The organism is Halomarina pelagica (assembly GCF_024228315.1).
GTDB lineage: Archaea > Halobacteriota > Halobacteria > Halobacteriales > Haloarculaceae > Halomarina > Halomarina pelagica.
This window is the reverse complement of sequence record NZ_CP100459.1, coordinates 1-17,025: the sequence shown is the minus strand read 5'-3', so window position 1 is coordinate 17,025 and position 17,025 is coordinate 1. Positions and strand designations below refer to the sequence as shown.

The window sequence follows — 17,025 nt, the reverse complement described above, 5'->3', positions numbered from 1 at the left end:
GATACCGTTCGATCCCTCACGGTTCCCTAACGTACTCGGAACCGCGTACGTGCAAAAAACCGACCACGAATCGTGCCGTTAATTTATGATTTCTTACATAGTGAGAGTCATCACGAACAGTGAGTCGTGGAGGAGGGGCAGGACGGAGAGCGACGCCTCTCACGGACGGTCTCGAAACGGTGTCTATCGTCGAAGCGGCACGGAGGAGAGGGTAGCGATAAAGCGGCACGATAGCGTGACGGTGACGGCAGTCGAACGGTGACTGGGGCCGCTAACTATTTGCTCGAAAGGGGAGAATAACTGTCGGGACGACAGTACCTAGATACGTGATTCGTAACAATACGGATGTCGGCCGGTGTAATCTACCATGTACACGCTCGCGCAATTGAAACGCGCCCTCGAGACGCCGACGCTCTTCGCCGAGGAGGCGAATCGGGTCGCTCACCGGCGGTTCAAGCGGTGGTCGTACAACGAACGAGGAACGGACATCTTCGCCGAGGACTGGGACAACCTGGTCATCCTCGACGCCTGCCGCTACGACATGTTCGCAGAGCAGCACTACCTGCCGGGGCGGCTCGAGTCGCGCATCTCTCGTGGCTCTGCCACCTGGGAGTTCCTGCAGGCGAACTTCGCGAACCGCGCCCTCGAGGACACGGTCTACGTGACGGCGAGTCCGATGCTACACCGGAACGCCGACGCGCTCAACACCCGGCTGCACGCCGTGGTGAACGTCTGGCGGGAGGAAGGGTGGGACGAGCGGTACCGCACCGTCCTGCCGGAGACGACGACCGAGTACGCCAAGCGGGCCGCGGAGCAGTACCCGAACAAACGACTCCTCGTCCACTACCTCCAGCCGCACTATCCGTTCCTCGGCCCGACCGGTGAGGAGCACTTCTCGCTCGACACGCTCGCGCTGTGGAACGACATCAAGGAGGGCGACCTCGAGATCCCCGACGAGATCCTCTGGCGTGCGTTCCGCGAGAACCTCGACGTAGCCCTCCCGCACGTCGAGGAACTGATGGACGTGCTACGGGGGCGGACGGTCGTCACGTCCGACCACGGACAGGTCATCGGCGAGCGCTGCTATCCGATCCCCGTCCGGGAGTACGGCCACCCCATCGGCATCTACATGGACGAGCTGGTGCGCGTGCCGTGGCTGGTCTACGACAGCGGCGAGCGACGCACCATCACGAGCGAAGCGCCGCGGGAGACCGACGACGACATCGACTACGGCGTCGTCGCCGAGCGACTCGAACAACTCGGCTACAAGTAATCGGGGGCGGCGCGGGCGGGCGCAACTTCGGACGGCGAGCGCGGACGGACACTCTTTTTGATGCGCGTGCGAGGCGCTCGACGGACGCGACGGTTCGACCCGGTCACGGCGATCGCCGTCGGCTCGGCGGTAACGGCCTGAGGGAGCGTCAGGAGCGCCTGGCGACCGGCGGACGGATTCGGGGCGGGTACAGAGAGAAGGACGGAGAGCGTCGAGGGCGGTTAGAAGAAGAACCCGTCGTCGTCCGACGAGTTCCCGCCGCCGGTCTCGTTTCCGCCGCCACCGCCGCCGCCGAAGAGCGTGTCGTTGTCACCACCGCCACCGCCGGTGGTGTTGTCGCCACCGGTGCCCCCGGTACCGCCGGTAGTTCCACCGCCGCCACCGCCCGCGGTGGTGTTGTCGGCCGTACCAGCGCCCCCGGTGCCCCCGGTACCGTTACCGCCGCCGGTACCGGCACCGTCGCCGGCACCGCCACCGCCACCGAAGTCACTGCCGGAGGGAGCGCCGCCGGTCGCGTTGTCACCGGTTCCGTTGGTGGCCGCACCGCCGCCACCGGTACCGACACCCCCGTCCCCGGTACCGGCACCGCCGCCACCGCCGAAGTTACCGCTCGACGGGGCGTCGCCGCTCCCGTTGGCGGGCGCACCGCCGCCACCGCCGCCACCGAAGTTACCGCTCGTCGGGGCGCTGCCGGTGGCGTTGTCGCTCGCGTTCGGGGTCGGCGGACCGCCGACGAAGGTGCCGTCGTCCGGCTCGGTGACGGCCCCGCCGGGTGCCACCCTGTCGCCGACGCCCTCGACGTAGTAGACGTTCATGCCGTTGCTCGCCTGGACGAGGCTGACGCCCGGCGCGGTCTTGATGCCCTCGAAGCCGGACTCGTTGTAGCGTAACCCGTTGTACGCACCCATCTCGAGTTTTTTGTTGTACTCGGTCACTATCAGGTAGTACGACTGGTTGTGATACGTCCTGAGGCTCTCGTTCATCAACCAGCCGTTCTTCGGGGACGCGAGGGTCGGGACCGACACCTGCTCTGCGTCGGCGAATCGGTTCGGTCCCTTGCGAATACCCGCGAACGGGACGTCCGCGGCCCGGTGCTCGAACGCCATCTCGTGGCCGCTCATCATCTGGTCGGAGACGTGCTGGGTCGGTTTGTAGATGTACGGCGACGGGAAGATGACGAGCGTCGAGAGCAGCAGCGCGACGAGCACGCCCGCCACCGCGAGCGTCTTCAGGACGCCCGAACTCCGACCGCCCCGGGTCGCGGTGTAGATCGCGTGGAGCGTGATGGCTCCGAGGATCGTCACGATGACCATCCCGAAGCCGAAGTGGCGGAAGAAGTACGACGAGATGCTCCCGACGAACTGGATGAGGAAGAACGGCGTCAGCGTCAGGCCGCTGTAGGCGAAGTACGTGACCGCCGCGTTGCGGTCGGGATTGCGCTCGCCCAGGCGGCCCGAGAGCGCCACGAGGACGAGCACCGCGGCCAGCGCCGCGAACACCGCGTGCACGAGGAACAACTTGGCGAACAGTTCCGGGAGGCTCGCGCCGATCCCGCTGATAGAGCCGGTCTGGCTGGTGACGGCCTGTGCGGCACCGCTCCCGGTGGCCGCCGGACCGATACCCACGAACCCGGCGACCGACGTGGCGAGGTTCCCGAGGAACACGTACACCTTCGGCTGCCGGAGGATCCAGATCGCGAAGAAGGCAAACCCGGCGAGCGTCGGCGCGAGCGCGGAGCGCGCCTCGCTGATGACGCTCCCGCTCGGCAGCCAGCGGTACGTCCGCTGGACGACCACGATGGTGGAGAAGAAGATGAGCACGTTGAGCGCCACCTGCGGGTGAAACAGGATGGAGGTCATGATGGCGACGATGAGAATCAGGCCGGTCGCGGAGGTGGCGTTCCGGAGGCCCGATCCGCGCCGCGCGTCGGCGAGGTACTTGAACAGCAGGAACAGCACGAGCGGGAAGAAGAACGTCGTCAGCGTGTAGGGGTGAAAGTCGATGAACGTCGAGATGTTGGTGATCGGCAGGAGAAACGCCGCCGAGAAGGTGGCGATGACCGTCGCCATCCGGTCGCCGACGAGCGTCCGGACGCACAGCGGGATGAACACGAGGAAGATAGTCACGCAGAGCAGGATGATGAGGAGCATCGACCGCGAGACGGTCATCCCGGTCAGGGCGCTGATCGTGCCGGCGAAGGCGTGGGTCCCCGGGTAGACGAGCAGGAGGACGCTCTGCGTGCCGTTGGCGATGCCGCGCGCCCACCCGAGGTGGGTCAGCGCGTCGGCGACGCCGTAGGCGCGATAGCTGCGGATGAGCGGCAGCGCGACGATGACGACGATCCCGCCGGTGACGAGCGAGAGCGCCGCCGGGACCAGCCACCCGCGTTGCCTGGAGCCGCCCCAGGTCACCACGCCGACCGCGACGAGGAACGCGACGCCGATACCGACCCAGACGGTGGCCGGCGTCGCCCCGTAGATCGAGAGTTCGTAGTTACTCGCGGGGGCCGCGCGAGCGCGGAGGATCGCGTAGGCGAGCGCGAGGAAGCCGACGGTCAGCGCCGCCTTGACGGCGCGCTGACCGCGGTCGTCGTCAACTAACATTGCCCCTCGAACCGGGTGCGTTCTGCCCCGTTACAGCCTCTGACATCAGTCATCGATCCATACGAGTTCAGTGGGCCTTTGTTACGGTGGTATTACTGTCCGTCGCCGGTCGTTCCCGTCCGTTGCGGGTATCAGTTGCGCTCCGCGTCCGCCATCAGGTGGGCGTTGAGTTCGACGTCGTACGCCAGCGCGAGGACGAGAAAGAGCGCGCCGACGAGGAACACGAGCGTCGAGAGCATGCCGCGGACGAACGCACCCTGCGTCCACGTGGCGACGGTGTAGGCACCGCCGAACAGACCGACGAGCATGGCGACGAGCGCCAGTACGTAACAGAAGACGACCGGATGGAAGTCGAGTAGGAGGTACTTGAACTTGATTCGATCCCGGAAGTTACGCAGGAGCAGGAGCGACACCCGCGGGATGAACGACCCGTAGCGGATCGTGCTCTGCTCTTCGCCGTAGATCGCGGAATGAGGAACGTCGGCGACGCGCAGGTCCTTGAGGTTACACTTAGAGAGGATGTCGTTGAGGAAGCCGTAGTCGTCGTAGAGTTCGTCGATGGGGATGCGTTCGAGCGCCTGCCGCGAGATGGCGGTGTACCCGTTCTGCGAGTCCGACACCCCCCAGTACCCGGTCGAGATCTTGGTCAGGAACGTCAGCATGACGTTCCCGAACAGGCGAAAGCGGGACATCCCCTGCCAGGACTTGCGACTCGACAGGCGGTTTCCCTTCACGTAGTCCGCGCGGCCCTCGACGATCGGATCGAGCATCCGGTCCAGGATCGACGGGTCCATCTGCCCGTCGCCGTCCATCACCGCGACGATGTCCATCCCGTCCTCGAGCGCCTCGCGGTAGCCGAACTTGACGCTCCCGCCGCGGCCGAGGTTCTCCTCGTTTCGGAACGGGAGGACGATCGCCTGGTGACCACCGTCGGCGAGCACCTGCTCGACCTCACGCTGACGATTCACGGCGGTCGCGTGCGCCTGGATCTCCTCCCAGGTACCGTCGGTCGATCCGTCGTCGATGACGTAGACGTGATCGACGAACCCCGGTACGGTGTCGATGACGCGACCGATGAGACCCTGTTCGTTGTACGCGGGAACGACGACGCCGACGGAGTGGTTCCGGTACATCTCACCGCACCCCGTCCGTTCGGGGGGGTCGCTGTCCGGACAGCCGCGTCATCGGGTCCCTCCGACCCGAAGGCGGTTGTACCGGCCTACGCAGTGGCGACTCGTTCTCACGTTCGTCGATGGTATCGGTACGTACATTGGTTGACGGTCGATGCCCCGGCGGCTGCCAGGTGCACTCAATTATGAAAGAAATGTAGTCAGTCGTGCTTTGTTATGCTGTACCTTCGGTTCGAGAACGCTTTAGCGGGAAGAATTCAGGCAGTGCCAAACGGTCGGTGGCCACCTCAGGACAATCAAGAAAGTGACTGGAAATGTATAATTACCGCCGGATCCGTCCTCGCCGCGAGGGCCGCCGGAACGCCGCAGAGCGAACCCGAGAGAGGATATGAACGATCTAAAACCGTTCACCGACTCCGTTCATGGGTCGTCGAGGAGGTACGTCCGTCGATGCGGTCGCGGGAGTCCCGGAGCGCCGTCGTAGAGCCACAGGGCGAACGCGACACCGAGGAGGAGGACCTCGAAGGCCACGTAGGCCTGCCCCTGCGGACTCGACGCGAGTTCGACCGTCCGGGAGAGGAAGTACGTGAAGTTCTCGAAGAACCCCGTCCCGGAGTCGTTCACGTGCGTGACGAGCGGCCAGAGCAGCACCTCGAAGCTCGGCGACTCGCCGTAGACGATCGGATAGACGGCGTCCATCGGCGGGTGCAGCGCGTAGGCGACGGCGAAACCGACGCCAACCCTGGGGTAGCCGCGCCACCACGCGAGCGACGCGACGGCGACGCACAGGACGGCGACGGTGAACACCGAGTGCGCGAGCGAGATCCCGCTCGACAGGACGCCGAACTCCCACGCCAGGGGCTTGTCGATCAGGTCGGGAAACTGCGACCCGATGGCGATGGCGACCGCCGTGGCGGCGTCCGGCGACCGCCGCCAGACGAGGTGGACGACCAACGACGCGGCGATGTAGCCGACGGCGAGGTGTTCCCAGGGCCACATCTCAGGGGATCCCCGGCGCGAGGAGCGCCGCAGAACCGTTGCCCGACGGTCCACCGCCGGACCCACCGCCGGAACCGTTAGAACCGCTACCGCCGCTGCCCGTCTGCGGCGGCGGGCTCTGCACCTCGACGTAGACGACCTCGTCCGCGTTCGCCCGCGTCGGGTTGCCCGGGACGTCGCCCCTGTAGAGGAGGTAGGCGATCTGGACGCGCTCGCCGCCGAACTGCGAGGTGAGCACGTGACGCTGCTGCCACGACTCCTCAGGTCCGACGGTCTCGCTGAAGCGGTCGAGTTCGACCGATCGCGTCACCTCGCCGTTCGCGTCGATCGCCTGCTGCTCTACGACCACGGTGTACTCGACCGTGCGGTTCTCGTTGTTGTCGACGAGGAACGAGAGTTCCGCGGAGTCGCCGGGGGCCATGTCGGTCGGGTATCCGGCGTGGACGAGGGTACCGTCTTCGGTCTCGGCTCCGACGGTGAAGTCGGTGTAGTGCGTCCCGTCCTTCGGCGCGGCGAGGCCGACGGCGAACGCGCCCGCGGCGAGCAGGACGGACAGCGCGAGCGCGACCGAGAGGGCCGTGTCCAGCCCCGACCCGGCGGTCGCGTCGTCGACGGCGGCGGCCCACGCGCCGATCGGGAGGCCGTATCGCTCCTCGGGCGCGACGCGCAGTCGGCGGAGCGCGGCCACGAGGGACAGCACGGCGACCAGCACGGTGATGACGACGGCGGCGGTCGTCGCCGTCATCGGGCCGGGGTCGGCGGCGACGACGAGACCCAGCATCGGCATCAACGCGACGCTGAGTCCGAAGGCGAGCCCGAGCCGCTCGACGTTGTCGATCCCCGCCTGTGAGCGCCCCGAGATCCGCCCCAGGAGCGATCCGCGGGCGCGCGAGCGCCGATCCCGCTTTCGCAGGATACGACGCGGGAACGCCGCGGCGGCCAGCGCGTATCCCGGCAGGAACAGCATGACCGGGAGGGTGAGGAGGATGCGTAACGGGTTGGGGTTCCCCGACCCGACGATCGCTCCGGTGACGAGGAGGAAGTCGACGACACCGAGGTAGACGAGCGCCACCACGAGATCGAGCGGAACGGGTCCCGCCGAACGCCCGCGAGGACTGCTCATGACCGGCCCTCCTGGTCAGAACGGAGGGCGCGGCTCGACGCGACGGTAGTCTGCATGCTACTGGGTCGGGGGAAGCGACGTGCGGGCATTGTTATACGGCTATTACCGTGGAAGCCCCTAACAGGGCAGAATCCGTCGATCAGAACGGGACGTACTGGTCTTCCCACTCCCGACGCTGCCGGAGCGCCTCGATTCCCTCGTCGGCGACGACGTAGTAGTTCGTTCGGCGGTCGATCTGTCCCTTCTCGACGAGACCGCGATTCACGAGGACGTCGAGGTTCGGATAGAGCCGGCCATGCGTGATTTCTCGACCGGTATGTGCTTCAAGCTCCTCTTTCACCGATTGCCCCGACGCGCGATCCAGTCCTGCGATGACGTACAGGAGATCGCGTTGGAACCCCGTCAGGTCGAATATCTGCATGACACGTGAACTCATCGGATAATCGATTTTGTTAGTTGCCGTGTAACCGGTCAGTAATCTGAGGTTCGGGGACGATTCGGGGCGAGAACACCGTAAAGCGCACGCGCGTTTGACACGTATCGGGGCGCTCTGCCGGAAGCGCGGGGACGCCGGCTACCATTCATCAGCACTGTTGAGACGTGATAGCCACACGGTAACAAAGATAGCGTGTGATGGAGTAATGTTCATGTTGATGTTGGTATCGTCACGGGTGCTCGGAGTTTGCGGTGATTCGGGCGTGAACCCTCCGCAGAGCCGCTGGCATCTCGATGTTCGACCCAATATAAATGCAACAGGACCAGTTAATGTCTAAGGAATCGTCAGAGTTGGCGCTCGACGACGCGTTCAACATCCTCAGTAACTCACGTCGCCGGTACATCCTCTACTACCTGTACATGCAGGACGAACCGGCGACCATCGAGGAGTTGGCGAGCCAGATCGCCGCCTGGGAGAACGACATTCCCGTCGACGAACTCGACGATACCGCCCGTCGCCGCGTCTACGTCTCGCTCTATCAGACGCACCTCCCGAAACTCGACGACTTCGGCATCGCCGTCTACGATCGCGACGAGGGGACCGTCGAGCTGACGGAGAAGGCCGAGGAGATCGTCCGCTACCTCCCCGTCGAGGAGCGCGAGACGCCGCAGTTCAGCTGGTATTACGTCGCGTTGAGCGCCGCGGCGATCGTCGCGCTCCTCGCCACCGCCTTCAGCCTCCCCCCGTTCGACGCCGTCTCGGGCACGATCATCGCCCTCGTCTTCGCCGTCGCGCTCGTCGCGCTCGTCGTCTACCAGTACGCGGTCACCCGCCAGGCCGAGGAGGGTGACCTCATGAAACTCGAAGACCTCGAGTGAACGACACGTCGGCCGCGCCGCCGTCCGGCGGAGAAAACCGCGCGTCGCGGTATCGAAGGAAGTCCGTCGTGCTATCGGATGGACGTCACGTCCACGACGGCGTTCTCGGTCGCGGACACCCAGCTCGTGATGATCTCCTCGTCCGTCGCTCCGCACGGGTAAAACGTGTAGAGGTCGGGGGTGTCCTCGTACGGTTCGACGGTGTACTCGATATCGAACTGCGGCCACGCGAACAGCGAGCCTTGGGTCTGCTCGGGTTCGTACGTCCGCGGCGTATCGACGTTCTTGCTCATGGTCAGCCCCGAAGGGTGTATCGAGGATCGCCTGACGGATGTATAGTTACAAATCGATTAATACACTGCTCGACCAGATTTCGTCGCTCTCACGTATGGAGAATGGGGGAGACGGCAGTGAAACGGACGGAACGGCGAGAAACCAGTCAGTTTTCGGACGAGACCGCCGTCGTCGCCTCCGCCGACTCGCTGGTCGGAGAGACCGTGACGCGGCCGTCGCTGTAGGCTTCGATCCAGTAGCCCTCGTACTCGAAGGCGACGAATCCCGACGCGGAGATCGGCCCGGAGAAGAGTGCGTCGAGCGCGTCCGGGTCGACGACGTCGTGTAACGGCGGGTCGAGCCGGACCGGGTCGGTCCGCAACTCCGAGGCGATCGCCTCGACGATCACGGTGCTGAGTGAGGTCTCGTGCGTTCCCCCGTCACTCGTAACCATCACTGTAGCACCGTCGAACAGGGAAGGCATAAGCGTGACTGTTAGATGTAGCGCTCTTCGACGTGTACCGATCGGCGATCGACCGATACGGTCCCGTTCGATCGCCGATCGGCCGTTTCGCGAGAGAGCGCCGTCTCGGAGGGTCGGCGCTCAAAGTTCGTAGCAGACGATCGACGTGCTCTCACAGTGCGGGCAGGCGTCGTCGTCCGCATCGAGCGTGGTGCTGCACCGGCGGCACTCGTAGATTCGCACGGGGGTATCTCCGAACCGACGGACGAGGGCACCGAGTACACTCACGCAAATCCCTCCATGGGTCACAGTTCAGGGTATCCAGGTATTATTGCGTACCGAAACGGATCTCGACGGCGCGTACTGCCGACCGTACGTCGATCGTGGCTCTCCCTCGCTCTGCTCGTTCGTTTCGAACGCTCTTCGAAGTAGAAGAAAGTAGCGTCCGGTTTTTTTATAAAGGAACGCGCGTGGGAGCGGACGGGGGTGGGATATGGCTGGCAGTGACGATGGCACGTGGGACCCCCGACTCGGCCCATGCGGCTCGACACCCCCCGATGGGAGGGGGCGCAGGTCTAAATGGTAGTCACGTGACCTTAGTTATCAGCCTTCTAAACACTCGGAGGGTGGATAACGTCGGGATTACAGGCGCGTTAGCAGTGCCTACCGTCGGCACAAAATTATTTCACGGAGACATGATTGACGGTCGCGTGCGAAATCCTTCGGTCCGTCGGACGAATGTTTGTGCTTCTCGCGTGCGCGCGCGACGCAGCGAAGGGAGCCAGATCGAGAGGAGAGGGGGCCCGGGCTTCAGGGGCGTTCGGCGGCGTCCGCCGGGGCGAGGCCGCCCCCCGTCGCCGTCACCAGGAGGCCGCGGTCGATCGTGCGTTCGATCGCTCGGTTCACCGCATCGACGTCCTGATCGCCGTCGTCGCACAGGACCGAGCGCACGTCGCGCGGCTCCATCACGCCCGGTCGTGGCTCGGTCGTGTCCGAGGCGACCGTCCGAACCACCGTCCGTACGAGTTCGTCGACGTCGCCGGGATCGTCGGAGTGGTCGTCTACGCGATCCATATCGGTCACAGGGGATAGACGCGGTTAACTCTCGGTCGCGACCGTGAGATCAGGGGAGGCGGCCGGAGAACCCCCCGACGGGCGCGAACCGAGACGGCGCTCCGCGTCGATCGAGGGTATCGTCCGGCGGCCGGGGTGTGACGGCCGGCCACCGGACACAAGGGGTGACAGGTACACGCGTGAGGTCTCCCGCGAACGCGGGAGAGCCCGCTACGGTGCCGATCGTGGGTCCTGAATGTGCTTGCCGTCGCGGAGGTCCCTCGCGGTGAGGCAGCTCAAGCAGCCGTGGACTTCGTCGTGGTTGTCGCCGAAGACCCGAACGAACTGCTGTGTGACGAACGCTCCGCACGCACTACACCGGCGCTGTGAGTCGGCCGAATGTGCACTATTGACCCAGTCCATTGCTCGACACCGATTGGTCAATACGAAGGAGTGTGCTTTGCTATCCCCCTCATAATCGCCGTTATGTGGCTCTTATCCCCCGGCGGGGGATTTTCACACGCACCCACCGTCGAGGAATTCGTGCATTTCTCGAGGATAGACGGAGCGACGGACCCTACCGCCGGCTCGCCCGGCCGAGACTTCGGCCTCACGACGGGCGAACCGGATCTGCGATACGTCGATCCCGTTCGGCGCGCCGGACGGTCCGGCGCGCGACCTCGTCCGTCGGTGGTCCCTCCGTCGGTGATCCCTCCGTCGGTGATCCCTCCGTCGGTAGTTTGGCCGGCAGTGGCCCCGCTACCGACCAGACGGGCGTACGGTCGAGAGAAGGTGACGCGCTAGCGGTAGACGACCGCGAGCGTCGCCGTAGCGAAGAGCGCCGTCACGAACGTCGCCAGCCAGAGACCGGCGACCGGGATGACGCTCGCCCACGCCGCGAGCGTCAGCACCACGCCGAGGACCGTCGCGACCCCGTGGTAGCGGAGGACGAGCGCGGTGATGTCCTCGCCGGCGGCCTCCTCTCCTCCGTCGACTTCGAGATAGGGAAAGAGCTGTTCGGTGAGTCCGGTACGTTCGACGAACCCCCGACTCTGATCGTACTTGATGACGCCGACCTCGTCGAGTTTCGGGAGGTGGCACTGATAGAGCCCGACGTAGACGCGCTTGCGCTGCGCCGAGGAGAGCGCAGACACCTCGACGTCGTTCTCGAGCGCCGCGATGTGTTCCGCGATGTCCCGCATGTCGACCTTCTCCTCCTCGTTTCGGAGGTAGCGGAGGACCCGCCGACGCCGCTGGTTCTGCAGGAGATGGAAGAGGTCGTCCTTCGGTAGGGGACCGACTTCGCTCTCCGCGCTGTTCTCGACCACCGCCATATCGTCACCAGTCGTGACTGCCGTTGCATCCATGTCTAGGTCACCTTGACCTTCATCGCGTTTGAAACTCGCAGTGCTAATGAACCTGCCGCCCGAAGAATCGGGTCCGATTCGCCGCTCGACGTGCGCGGTCGCCGTCCGCCCACACCCCGATCGGTACCTCGTACCGTAGGGAGGCGCGCCATCGAAGGCGCTCGTACCGTCGGAAGAGCGTCGATCGACGACGGGGCGTCGATCCACCGCGTCGATCTCACAGTCCGCGCCGACGTCACGCTCCGTGTCGACGACGCGATCTGCGCCGACGTCGAGTGGGCACTACCGCCTCCCGCACCCACGAGGTATCGCCGGTTCATCGCTCGATCCACGCTGGGGGGCGACCGGCGCGGTGTCCTCCGCCGCTGTGTCCGGTCCCGGCCCTCCCCGCGTCGGGCTCGACGGATCCCACGCCGTCGAGCTTCGGGGAGTGAACGCGGCTGAGTGTACGTGCCATCCGCCCGGCGTCGCGTACCGCGGCGTCCCCCTCGCTCGTTCGACGGGGACGGTCGCACGCGACGCCGTCGCGTGCCAGTAAGTGTGCCGGAGCCCGCTGTCGACACCCGCCTGCGGGGACGCCTGACGGGTCGTCCATCGACGCGAATCCGGAGGCAGGGTCGGTAGACCCCCCCATCGTCCCTCCGGCGTCGATGAGTCGACGAGTGGTCTCGGCTACGTGCTGCGCCATATCGTCCGCCTAATGGAGGTCGGGGTTAAAAGACTACACGGCCAAATGTTTTGACTCGGACATCTATAAGTCAAAAACTTCGACCAGTATGGCACCTAGTAACACATGCCGGGCTAAAGGAGGTACCGCGGCGGTCGACGATCGTCGGCCGGGGATGGGCGGCGGTCGACCGGGGATGGGGCGGCGGTCGGCCGGGGGACCGGACACCGCGTTTCCGGTGAATCGGTTCCCCGGAGTCGACCGGCGACGGGGGCCGAGGAGTCGGCAGGAACGCCGGAACGCCGGAACGGTCCCGCCGACCCGGCTGGCTAGCCGTCAGGGTCATCCCCACCACGGGAGTCACCGTCGGGAGGTGCGTCATCGAGGGGTTCGGGCACACCGCGCTTCCGGTGAAACCGGGACGGGGGGTTGAGGGACCGGGGACGGGGAGTGGAGGGACGCGACGCACACGCTCGAGTGCGACTCAGTCGATCGTGTCGGCGAGGACGCTCCGCACGACCTCCGGGTCCTCGAGCAGGCGGTGCTCGGTGTAGCTCCCCTCGGCGCTCCCGCCGCTGTACCGCGACTGTTCGATAACGTCCAGGAACGCGTGTTCTTTCAGGAGGTCGCGCACGCGGCGGAGCGAGAGGGACTCGGAACCCTCCTGCCGACACACCTGCTGGTAGAGTTCGTAGATGCGGGTCGTGCGAAAGGCTTCGTCCTCCTGCTCGTTCAGCGAGAGCACCGTGAGCGCCTGGAGGACGTACCGCGAGTGCGGCGTCGATCCGCGTATCAGTTCGCGAAACCGATCGGTCTCCGCGCGCTGGCGGGCCTGGACGACGAACTCCTCCCGGACGGTGTTCGCGCCGATAGACTGGGCGATCTCGCCGGCGTAACGCAGGATGTCGATCGCCTTGCGGGCGTCCCCGTGTTCCCGGGCGGCGAGGGCGGCCGCCCGCGGTATGACGGAGTCGTCGAGCACGCCCTCGCGGAAGGCGTCGCTGCGCGCCTGCATGATGTCGCCCAGCTGCTGGGCGTCGTACGGGGGGAAGACGAACTCGCGTTCGCAGAGGCTCGACTTGACGCGCTCGTCCATCCGGTCCTTGTACTTGATCTTGTTACTGATGCCGATGACGCCTACCTTGCACTCGGTGAGTTTCCCCGCCTCGCCCGCACGCGAGAGTTGCATCAGGATGTCGTCGCTGTCGAGCTTGTCGATCTCGTCGAGGATGACGAGCACGACGTCGTAGCGCATGTCGAGGATCTTCCAGAGGCGCTTGTAGTAGGTCGCCGTACTGATCCCCTTGTCCGGGATGTTGATGTCTGTCAAATCGGGATCGTTCAGCGCGCTCGCGATGGTCTGGACCGCCTGGGTCTCCGTCGAGTCCTGCGCGCAGTCGACGTAGGCGTACGCCGTCGTGATCCCCTCCTCCTCGGCGGTCTGGATGAGGCGACCGGAGACGTACTTCGCGCAGAGGGACTTGCCGGTCCCCGTCTTGCCGTAGATGAGCACGTTACTCGGACTCTGGCCGAAGATGGCGGGGTTCACCGCGTTCGCGAGCTGGCCGATTTCCTCGTCCCGACCGACGATGCGACCCTCGTCGGGCAGGTGGTTGATCTCGAGAAGTTCCTTGTTCACGAAGATAGGATCCTCGCGAATGAAGAGGTCGTCCGCGTCGGTCATTCGTTGGACACCACGTTTCCGGTGAAACCGCTTGACTGTTTCCCATACAGCCCGGTGAAAGTAATAATATTAGATATTCGTTGGGAAGGGAGTAGATTGGCGGCAAACAGCCAGATTTAGATGAGTAAGTTACGTAGATCAACAGTCGAGACACACACACCGCGTTTCCGGTGAAACGGGGTGCGAAGGGGGGTGGGGTGGAGTTGAAGCGGGGGTTGGGTTCGGGAGCGAGACTCGATCTCGACGCGGTCGGAGGACGCATCCGACCGAACGCAGGGGAGAAAGAGGGAGAGGGAGAGGGAGAGGGAGAGGGAGAGGGAGAGGGAGAGGGAGAGGGAGAGGCAGAGAGAGAGAGGACGTGAAGCGTGACAATACCAGACTAGATCGGAACAGACCGACCCCACTAGACCAAGACCACACCACACCACGCCACACCACGCCACACTCCACCAAACACAATTAAAGCAAACGCGGTCGAAGCAACGTCCAGTTCACCTCGAACGAACGCTTTCAAGAGCGATATCTCGCTCTTTCTGCCATCTCAGCGAGTAAGTTAATGGACTATTCTCAGCTATACCATATAAATAATTCTAATTAGAGTGGAGTACTAGACGTGTACGTCGTATGTAGAGTTTTACCATCTCTAGATATATCGTTACGCTATCCTAACCGAGTTATGAATTAAAAATCGGCGGTACCACCTTCGGCAATATACGCCGGATCCTTCCCCGCTACCCCCCTCTCTCACCCCGTTTCACCGGAAACGCGGTGTGTGTGTCTCGAGCGATCTGGCATCCACAAAGGTCCGTTTCCAGTGCTTCGGGTGCAACCCAGTTCATCCACTCGTTCCGCCGACTGTTTCACCGGAAACGCGGTGTGTCCCTGTCCGTTTTCCCCTCCTCTTTTTCCTCCCCCTCTTTTTCCTCCTCCTCCTCCTCCTTTCGCCCTCGCTCCTTCTCCTTCTCCTTCTCCTTCTCCTTCTCCTGCGGGTGTTCGTCTCGACCACCGAGTCCGCGCGAGCCTCCCGGCTCTTCGTGTCCGCCGCTCGTCGTTTCAACGTGCTCGGTCATTTCACCGGAAACGTGGTGTGTCTCGCCTCGTCGTTCCCGGTATCGTCCCTCCGTCCTGTTTCACCGGAAACGCGGTGTCGCCACCTGTCGGTCCGTCCGTCCGTCCGTCTGTCCGTCGATCTGTGCTCCGTCCCCCATCCGTCGGGTCTGTCCGTCCATCGGTCGACCCACCCCTGTTCAGCAACTCGTCTCAATTCACCGGAAACACGGTGTCCCCGCACACGGGGTGATCGGTCGTACAGTAGGTGACGATGCCCTCTCCTCATCGGCGGACTCGTCGACGAGCGTCCTCGACGAGCCCGCCGACTGATCCGTACGATCGAGCGCGATCAGAACGGTCGGTGCGGTCGATGCCGCGACTGAGGACGCCGATGCCGCGATTGAGGACGCGATCCGATTTCCACCGGAAACGCGGTGTGCCGGCCGCCAGGATCTCGCCCCGTCGCTCCGTCGCCCGGTCACAGTTCGTCCAGGAGCGAGTCGACCGTCTGCGGATCCGCCGCGTCGAGCGTCTCGAAGCCGTGTTTCACGACGAGCGGGAAGAAGTGTCGGTTCTTCTCGAACTCCTCGTCGAACTCGTATTCGTACGCCACTTTGAGCGTCCCGTAGACGCGATCGAGTTCGCGCTTCTGTGCCTCCGGAAGGTACATGTAGGTGCCGACCCGCTCGGCCTTGACGCTCGATCGCTCGTCGCTCTCACCGCCGCGTCCCTCTTTCTCTACTCCACTGGAGCCTCCCATCCCCCGGTCGTCGGGATCCGCCTCGGTCGACTCAGCTTCGTTTTCCCCTTCGCCTCCGTCCTGCTCTCCGCCTTCGTTTTCCCCTTCACCTCCGTCCTGCTCTTCGCGTTCACTCGCCTCTCCGGGTTCGCTCTCCCCCTCGTCGTCGCTCCCGTCGCTCCCTCGGTCCTCGTCCGGATCGTTCCCTCCGACCCGGTCGTCCGCTCGCTCGGTCCTCTCGTCCGCTCGCTCGGTCCCCTCGTTCGCTCGATCGGACTCGGACGCTTCCTCCGCGCGTTCGACCCGTCGCCGCGCTCGTCCTCGCCGGTTACGGAGTCGATCGGCGCGGCTCTCCCCGTCGCTCATCGCGCCACCTCTACGCCGTCTCCCCCGTCCCGCGTCGACACGTCGAACTGCTCGTCGAGGTCCGCCGCGATCGCGAGGAACTCCGCCGCCATGTCCACCTCCTGCTCGTACTCGAACAGCGAGACCCCGGCGCTGAACGCCCGCTGGAGCGCGACGCGTTTTCTGATCTCCCAGACCGGGATGTCGGGGAACGCGTCGTCGAACCACTCGAGCATCGATCGCGCCTCGTTGGTCGTCTCGACGCGGTTCGCGACGACGCCGCGCTCGTGGACGGTGATGTCGTAGTCCAGTTCGAGCGCCTCTATGTGATCGAACAGCAGTTCGAGGGCGCGCTTGCTCGTCGACTCCGCCAGTGCCGGGATCAGCACGTTCCGCGTCGCATGGAGCGCGTTGTCGGTGAGGTAGCCGAGGTGGGGCGGGCAGTCGACGATCACGTAGTCGTAGTCGTCCTCGACGTGCTCCAGCGCGAGCGCGAGCTGCTCCCCGCCGCGTCGCGAGAGCGTCAACTCCGGCTCGGCGGCGGTCATGTCGATGTTGCTCGGGATGACGTCCATCGCGGGGTGTTCGCGGACGAGGTCGCGAATGTCCTCGCGCGCTTCCGAGTCGGTCAGCACGTCGAACAGGCTCGGCGGCTCGGCGTCGTACGCGTCCCGGAAGCCGAGCCCCTCGCTCGCGTTCCCCTGCGGGTCGAGGTCGACGAACAGCACGTCGCGGCCGCGGGCGTTGAGCGCCCCGGCGACGTTGATCGCGACGGTCGTCTTCCCCACGCCGCCCTTCTGGTTCGACACGGCCAGTCGCGCTGGCATCACCGACCTCCCGGCCGCCCGGCCGTCCGCGACCCCGTTCGCTCTCCTCTCACGGTCATAGTTACCTGTTCGGAGCGCCGATCTTAATGGTACGTCAGACGTGGGTCGGACGGAC

The 17,025-nt window shown here is 64.9% G+C and carries 17 protein-coding genes; 3 read left to right on the top strand and 14 right to left on the bottom strand.

Annotated features, from left to right (window positions below; genetic code table 11):
• Positions 1–367: 367 nt before the first annotated feature.
• Positions 368–1,273, top strand: a complete 906-nt coding sequence (locus NKI68_RS23010; RefSeq protein ID WP_254547451.1) for an alkaline phosphatase family protein — start codon at positions 368–370, stop codon at positions 1,271–1,273.
• Between the two features lie 221 nt (positions 1,274–1,494).
• Here the strand turns inward: NKI68_RS23010 and NKI68_RS23005 are convergent, their stop codons facing one another.
• The 5 genes from NKI68_RS23005 to NKI68_RS22985 form a co-directional block, all read right to left on the bottom strand.
• Positions 1,495–3,876: a hypothetical protein gene (locus NKI68_RS23005; RefSeq protein WP_254547450.1), complete on the bottom strand. Its 2,382-nt coding sequence runs from the start codon at positions 3,874–3,876 to the stop codon at positions 1,495–1,497.
• A 131-nt stretch (positions 3,877–4,007) separates the two neighbouring features.
• Entirely contained in the window at positions 4,008–5,009 is a 1,002-nt protein-coding gene (locus NKI68_RS23000; protein ID WP_254547449.1) for a glycosyltransferase family 2 protein, read from the bottom strand.
• Between the two features lie 417 nt (positions 5,010–5,426).
• Positions 5,427–6,005 carry a metal-dependent hydrolase gene (locus tag NKI68_RS22995; protein ID WP_254547448.1) on the bottom strand — a complete coding sequence of 193 codons (579 nt, stop codon included), beginning with the start codon at positions 6,003–6,005 and terminating at the stop codon, positions 5,427–5,429.
• 1 nt (position 6,006) lies between these two features.
• Positions 6,007–7,128, bottom strand: a complete 1,122-nt coding sequence (locus NKI68_RS22990; RefSeq protein ID WP_254547447.1) for a DUF1616 domain-containing protein — start codon at positions 7,126–7,128, stop codon at positions 6,007–6,009.
• 139 nt (positions 7,129–7,267) lie between these two features.
• Entirely contained in the window at positions 7,268–7,543 is a 276-nt protein-coding gene (locus tag NKI68_RS22985; RefSeq protein ID WP_254547478.1) for a PadR family transcriptional regulator, read from the bottom strand.
• 350 nt (positions 7,544–7,893) lie between these two features.
• Here NKI68_RS22985 and NKI68_RS22980 point away from each other — a divergent pair, with 350 nt between their 5' ends.
• A complete protein-coding gene (locus tag NKI68_RS22980; protein ID WP_254547446.1) occupies positions 7,894–8,442 on the top strand; it encodes a DUF7344 domain-containing protein in 549 nt (182 codons plus the stop codon).
• Between the two features lie 71 nt (positions 8,443–8,513).
• Here the strand turns inward: NKI68_RS22980 and NKI68_RS22975 are convergent, their stop codons facing one another.
• The 6 genes from NKI68_RS22975 to NKI68_RS22950 all read right to left on the bottom strand — a co-directional run bounded on the left by NKI68_RS22975 (position 8,514) and on the right by NKI68_RS22950 (position 13,949).
• On the bottom strand, positions 8,514–8,735 hold the full coding sequence (locus NKI68_RS22975; RefSeq protein WP_254547445.1) for a DUF7511 domain-containing protein: 222 nt from the start codon (positions 8,733–8,735) through the stop codon (positions 8,514–8,516).
• A 146-nt stretch (positions 8,736–8,881) separates the two neighbouring features.
• Positions 8,882–9,169, bottom strand: a complete 288-nt coding sequence (locus NKI68_RS22970) for a HalOD1 output domain-containing protein (protein WP_254547444.1) — start codon at positions 9,167–9,169, stop codon at positions 8,882–8,884.
• Between the two features lie 819 nt (positions 9,170–9,988).
• On the bottom strand, positions 9,989–10,252 hold the full coding sequence (locus NKI68_RS22965) for a hypothetical protein (RefSeq protein ID WP_254547443.1): 264 nt from the start codon (positions 10,250–10,252) through the stop codon (positions 9,989–9,991).
• A 210-nt stretch (positions 10,253–10,462) separates the two neighbouring features.
• Positions 10,463–10,654, bottom strand: a complete 192-nt coding sequence (locus NKI68_RS24025) for a DUF7563 family protein (protein ID WP_254547442.1) — start codon at positions 10,652–10,654, stop codon at positions 10,463–10,465.
• 377 nt (positions 10,655–11,031) lie between these two features.
• The gene (locus NKI68_RS22955; RefSeq protein ID WP_254547441.1) at positions 11,032–11,598 is read right to left on the bottom strand and encodes a DUF7344 domain-containing protein; all 567 of its coding nucleotides are present in this window, start codon (positions 11,596–11,598) and stop codon (positions 11,032–11,034) included.
• 1,151 nt (positions 11,599–12,749) lie between these two features.
• The gene (locus tag NKI68_RS22950) at positions 12,750–13,949 is read right to left on the bottom strand and encodes a Cdc6/Cdc18 family protein (protein ID WP_254547440.1); all 1,200 of its coding nucleotides are present in this window, start codon (positions 13,947–13,949) and stop codon (positions 12,750–12,752) included.
• A 197-nt stretch (positions 13,950–14,146) separates the two neighbouring features.
• Here NKI68_RS22950 and NKI68_RS22945 point away from each other — a divergent pair, with 197 nt between their 5' ends.
• Positions 14,147–14,311 carry a hypothetical protein gene (locus NKI68_RS22945; protein WP_254547439.1) on the top strand — a complete coding sequence of 55 codons (165 nt, stop codon included), beginning with the start codon at positions 14,147–14,149 and terminating at the stop codon, positions 14,309–14,311.
• A gap of 498 nt (positions 14,312–14,809) precedes the next feature.
• Here NKI68_RS22945 and NKI68_RS22940 read toward each other — a convergent pair whose 3' ends face one another.
• The 3 genes from NKI68_RS22940 to NKI68_RS22930 all read right to left on the bottom strand — a co-directional run bounded on the left by NKI68_RS22940 (position 14,810) and on the right by NKI68_RS22930 (position 16,910).
• Positions 14,810–15,019 (bottom strand): hypothetical protein, encoded by a 210-nt coding sequence (locus tag NKI68_RS22940; RefSeq protein WP_254547438.1) that lies wholly within the window; start codon positions 15,017–15,019, stop codon positions 14,810–14,812.
• Positions 15,020–15,477: 458 nt separating this feature from the next.
• Positions 15,478–16,104: a DUF8160 family protein gene (locus NKI68_RS22935; RefSeq protein ID WP_254547437.1), complete on the bottom strand. Its 627-nt coding sequence runs from the start codon at positions 16,102–16,104 to the stop codon at positions 15,478–15,480.
• Positions 16,101–16,910, bottom strand: coding sequence for a ParA family protein (locus tag NKI68_RS22930; RefSeq protein ID WP_254547436.1), 810 nt, complete (start codon positions 16,908–16,910; stop codon positions 16,101–16,103). Before NKI68_RS22930 ends, NKI68_RS22935 begins: the two co-directional genes overlap by 4 nt.
• Positions 16,911–17,025 lie beyond the last annotated feature (115 nt).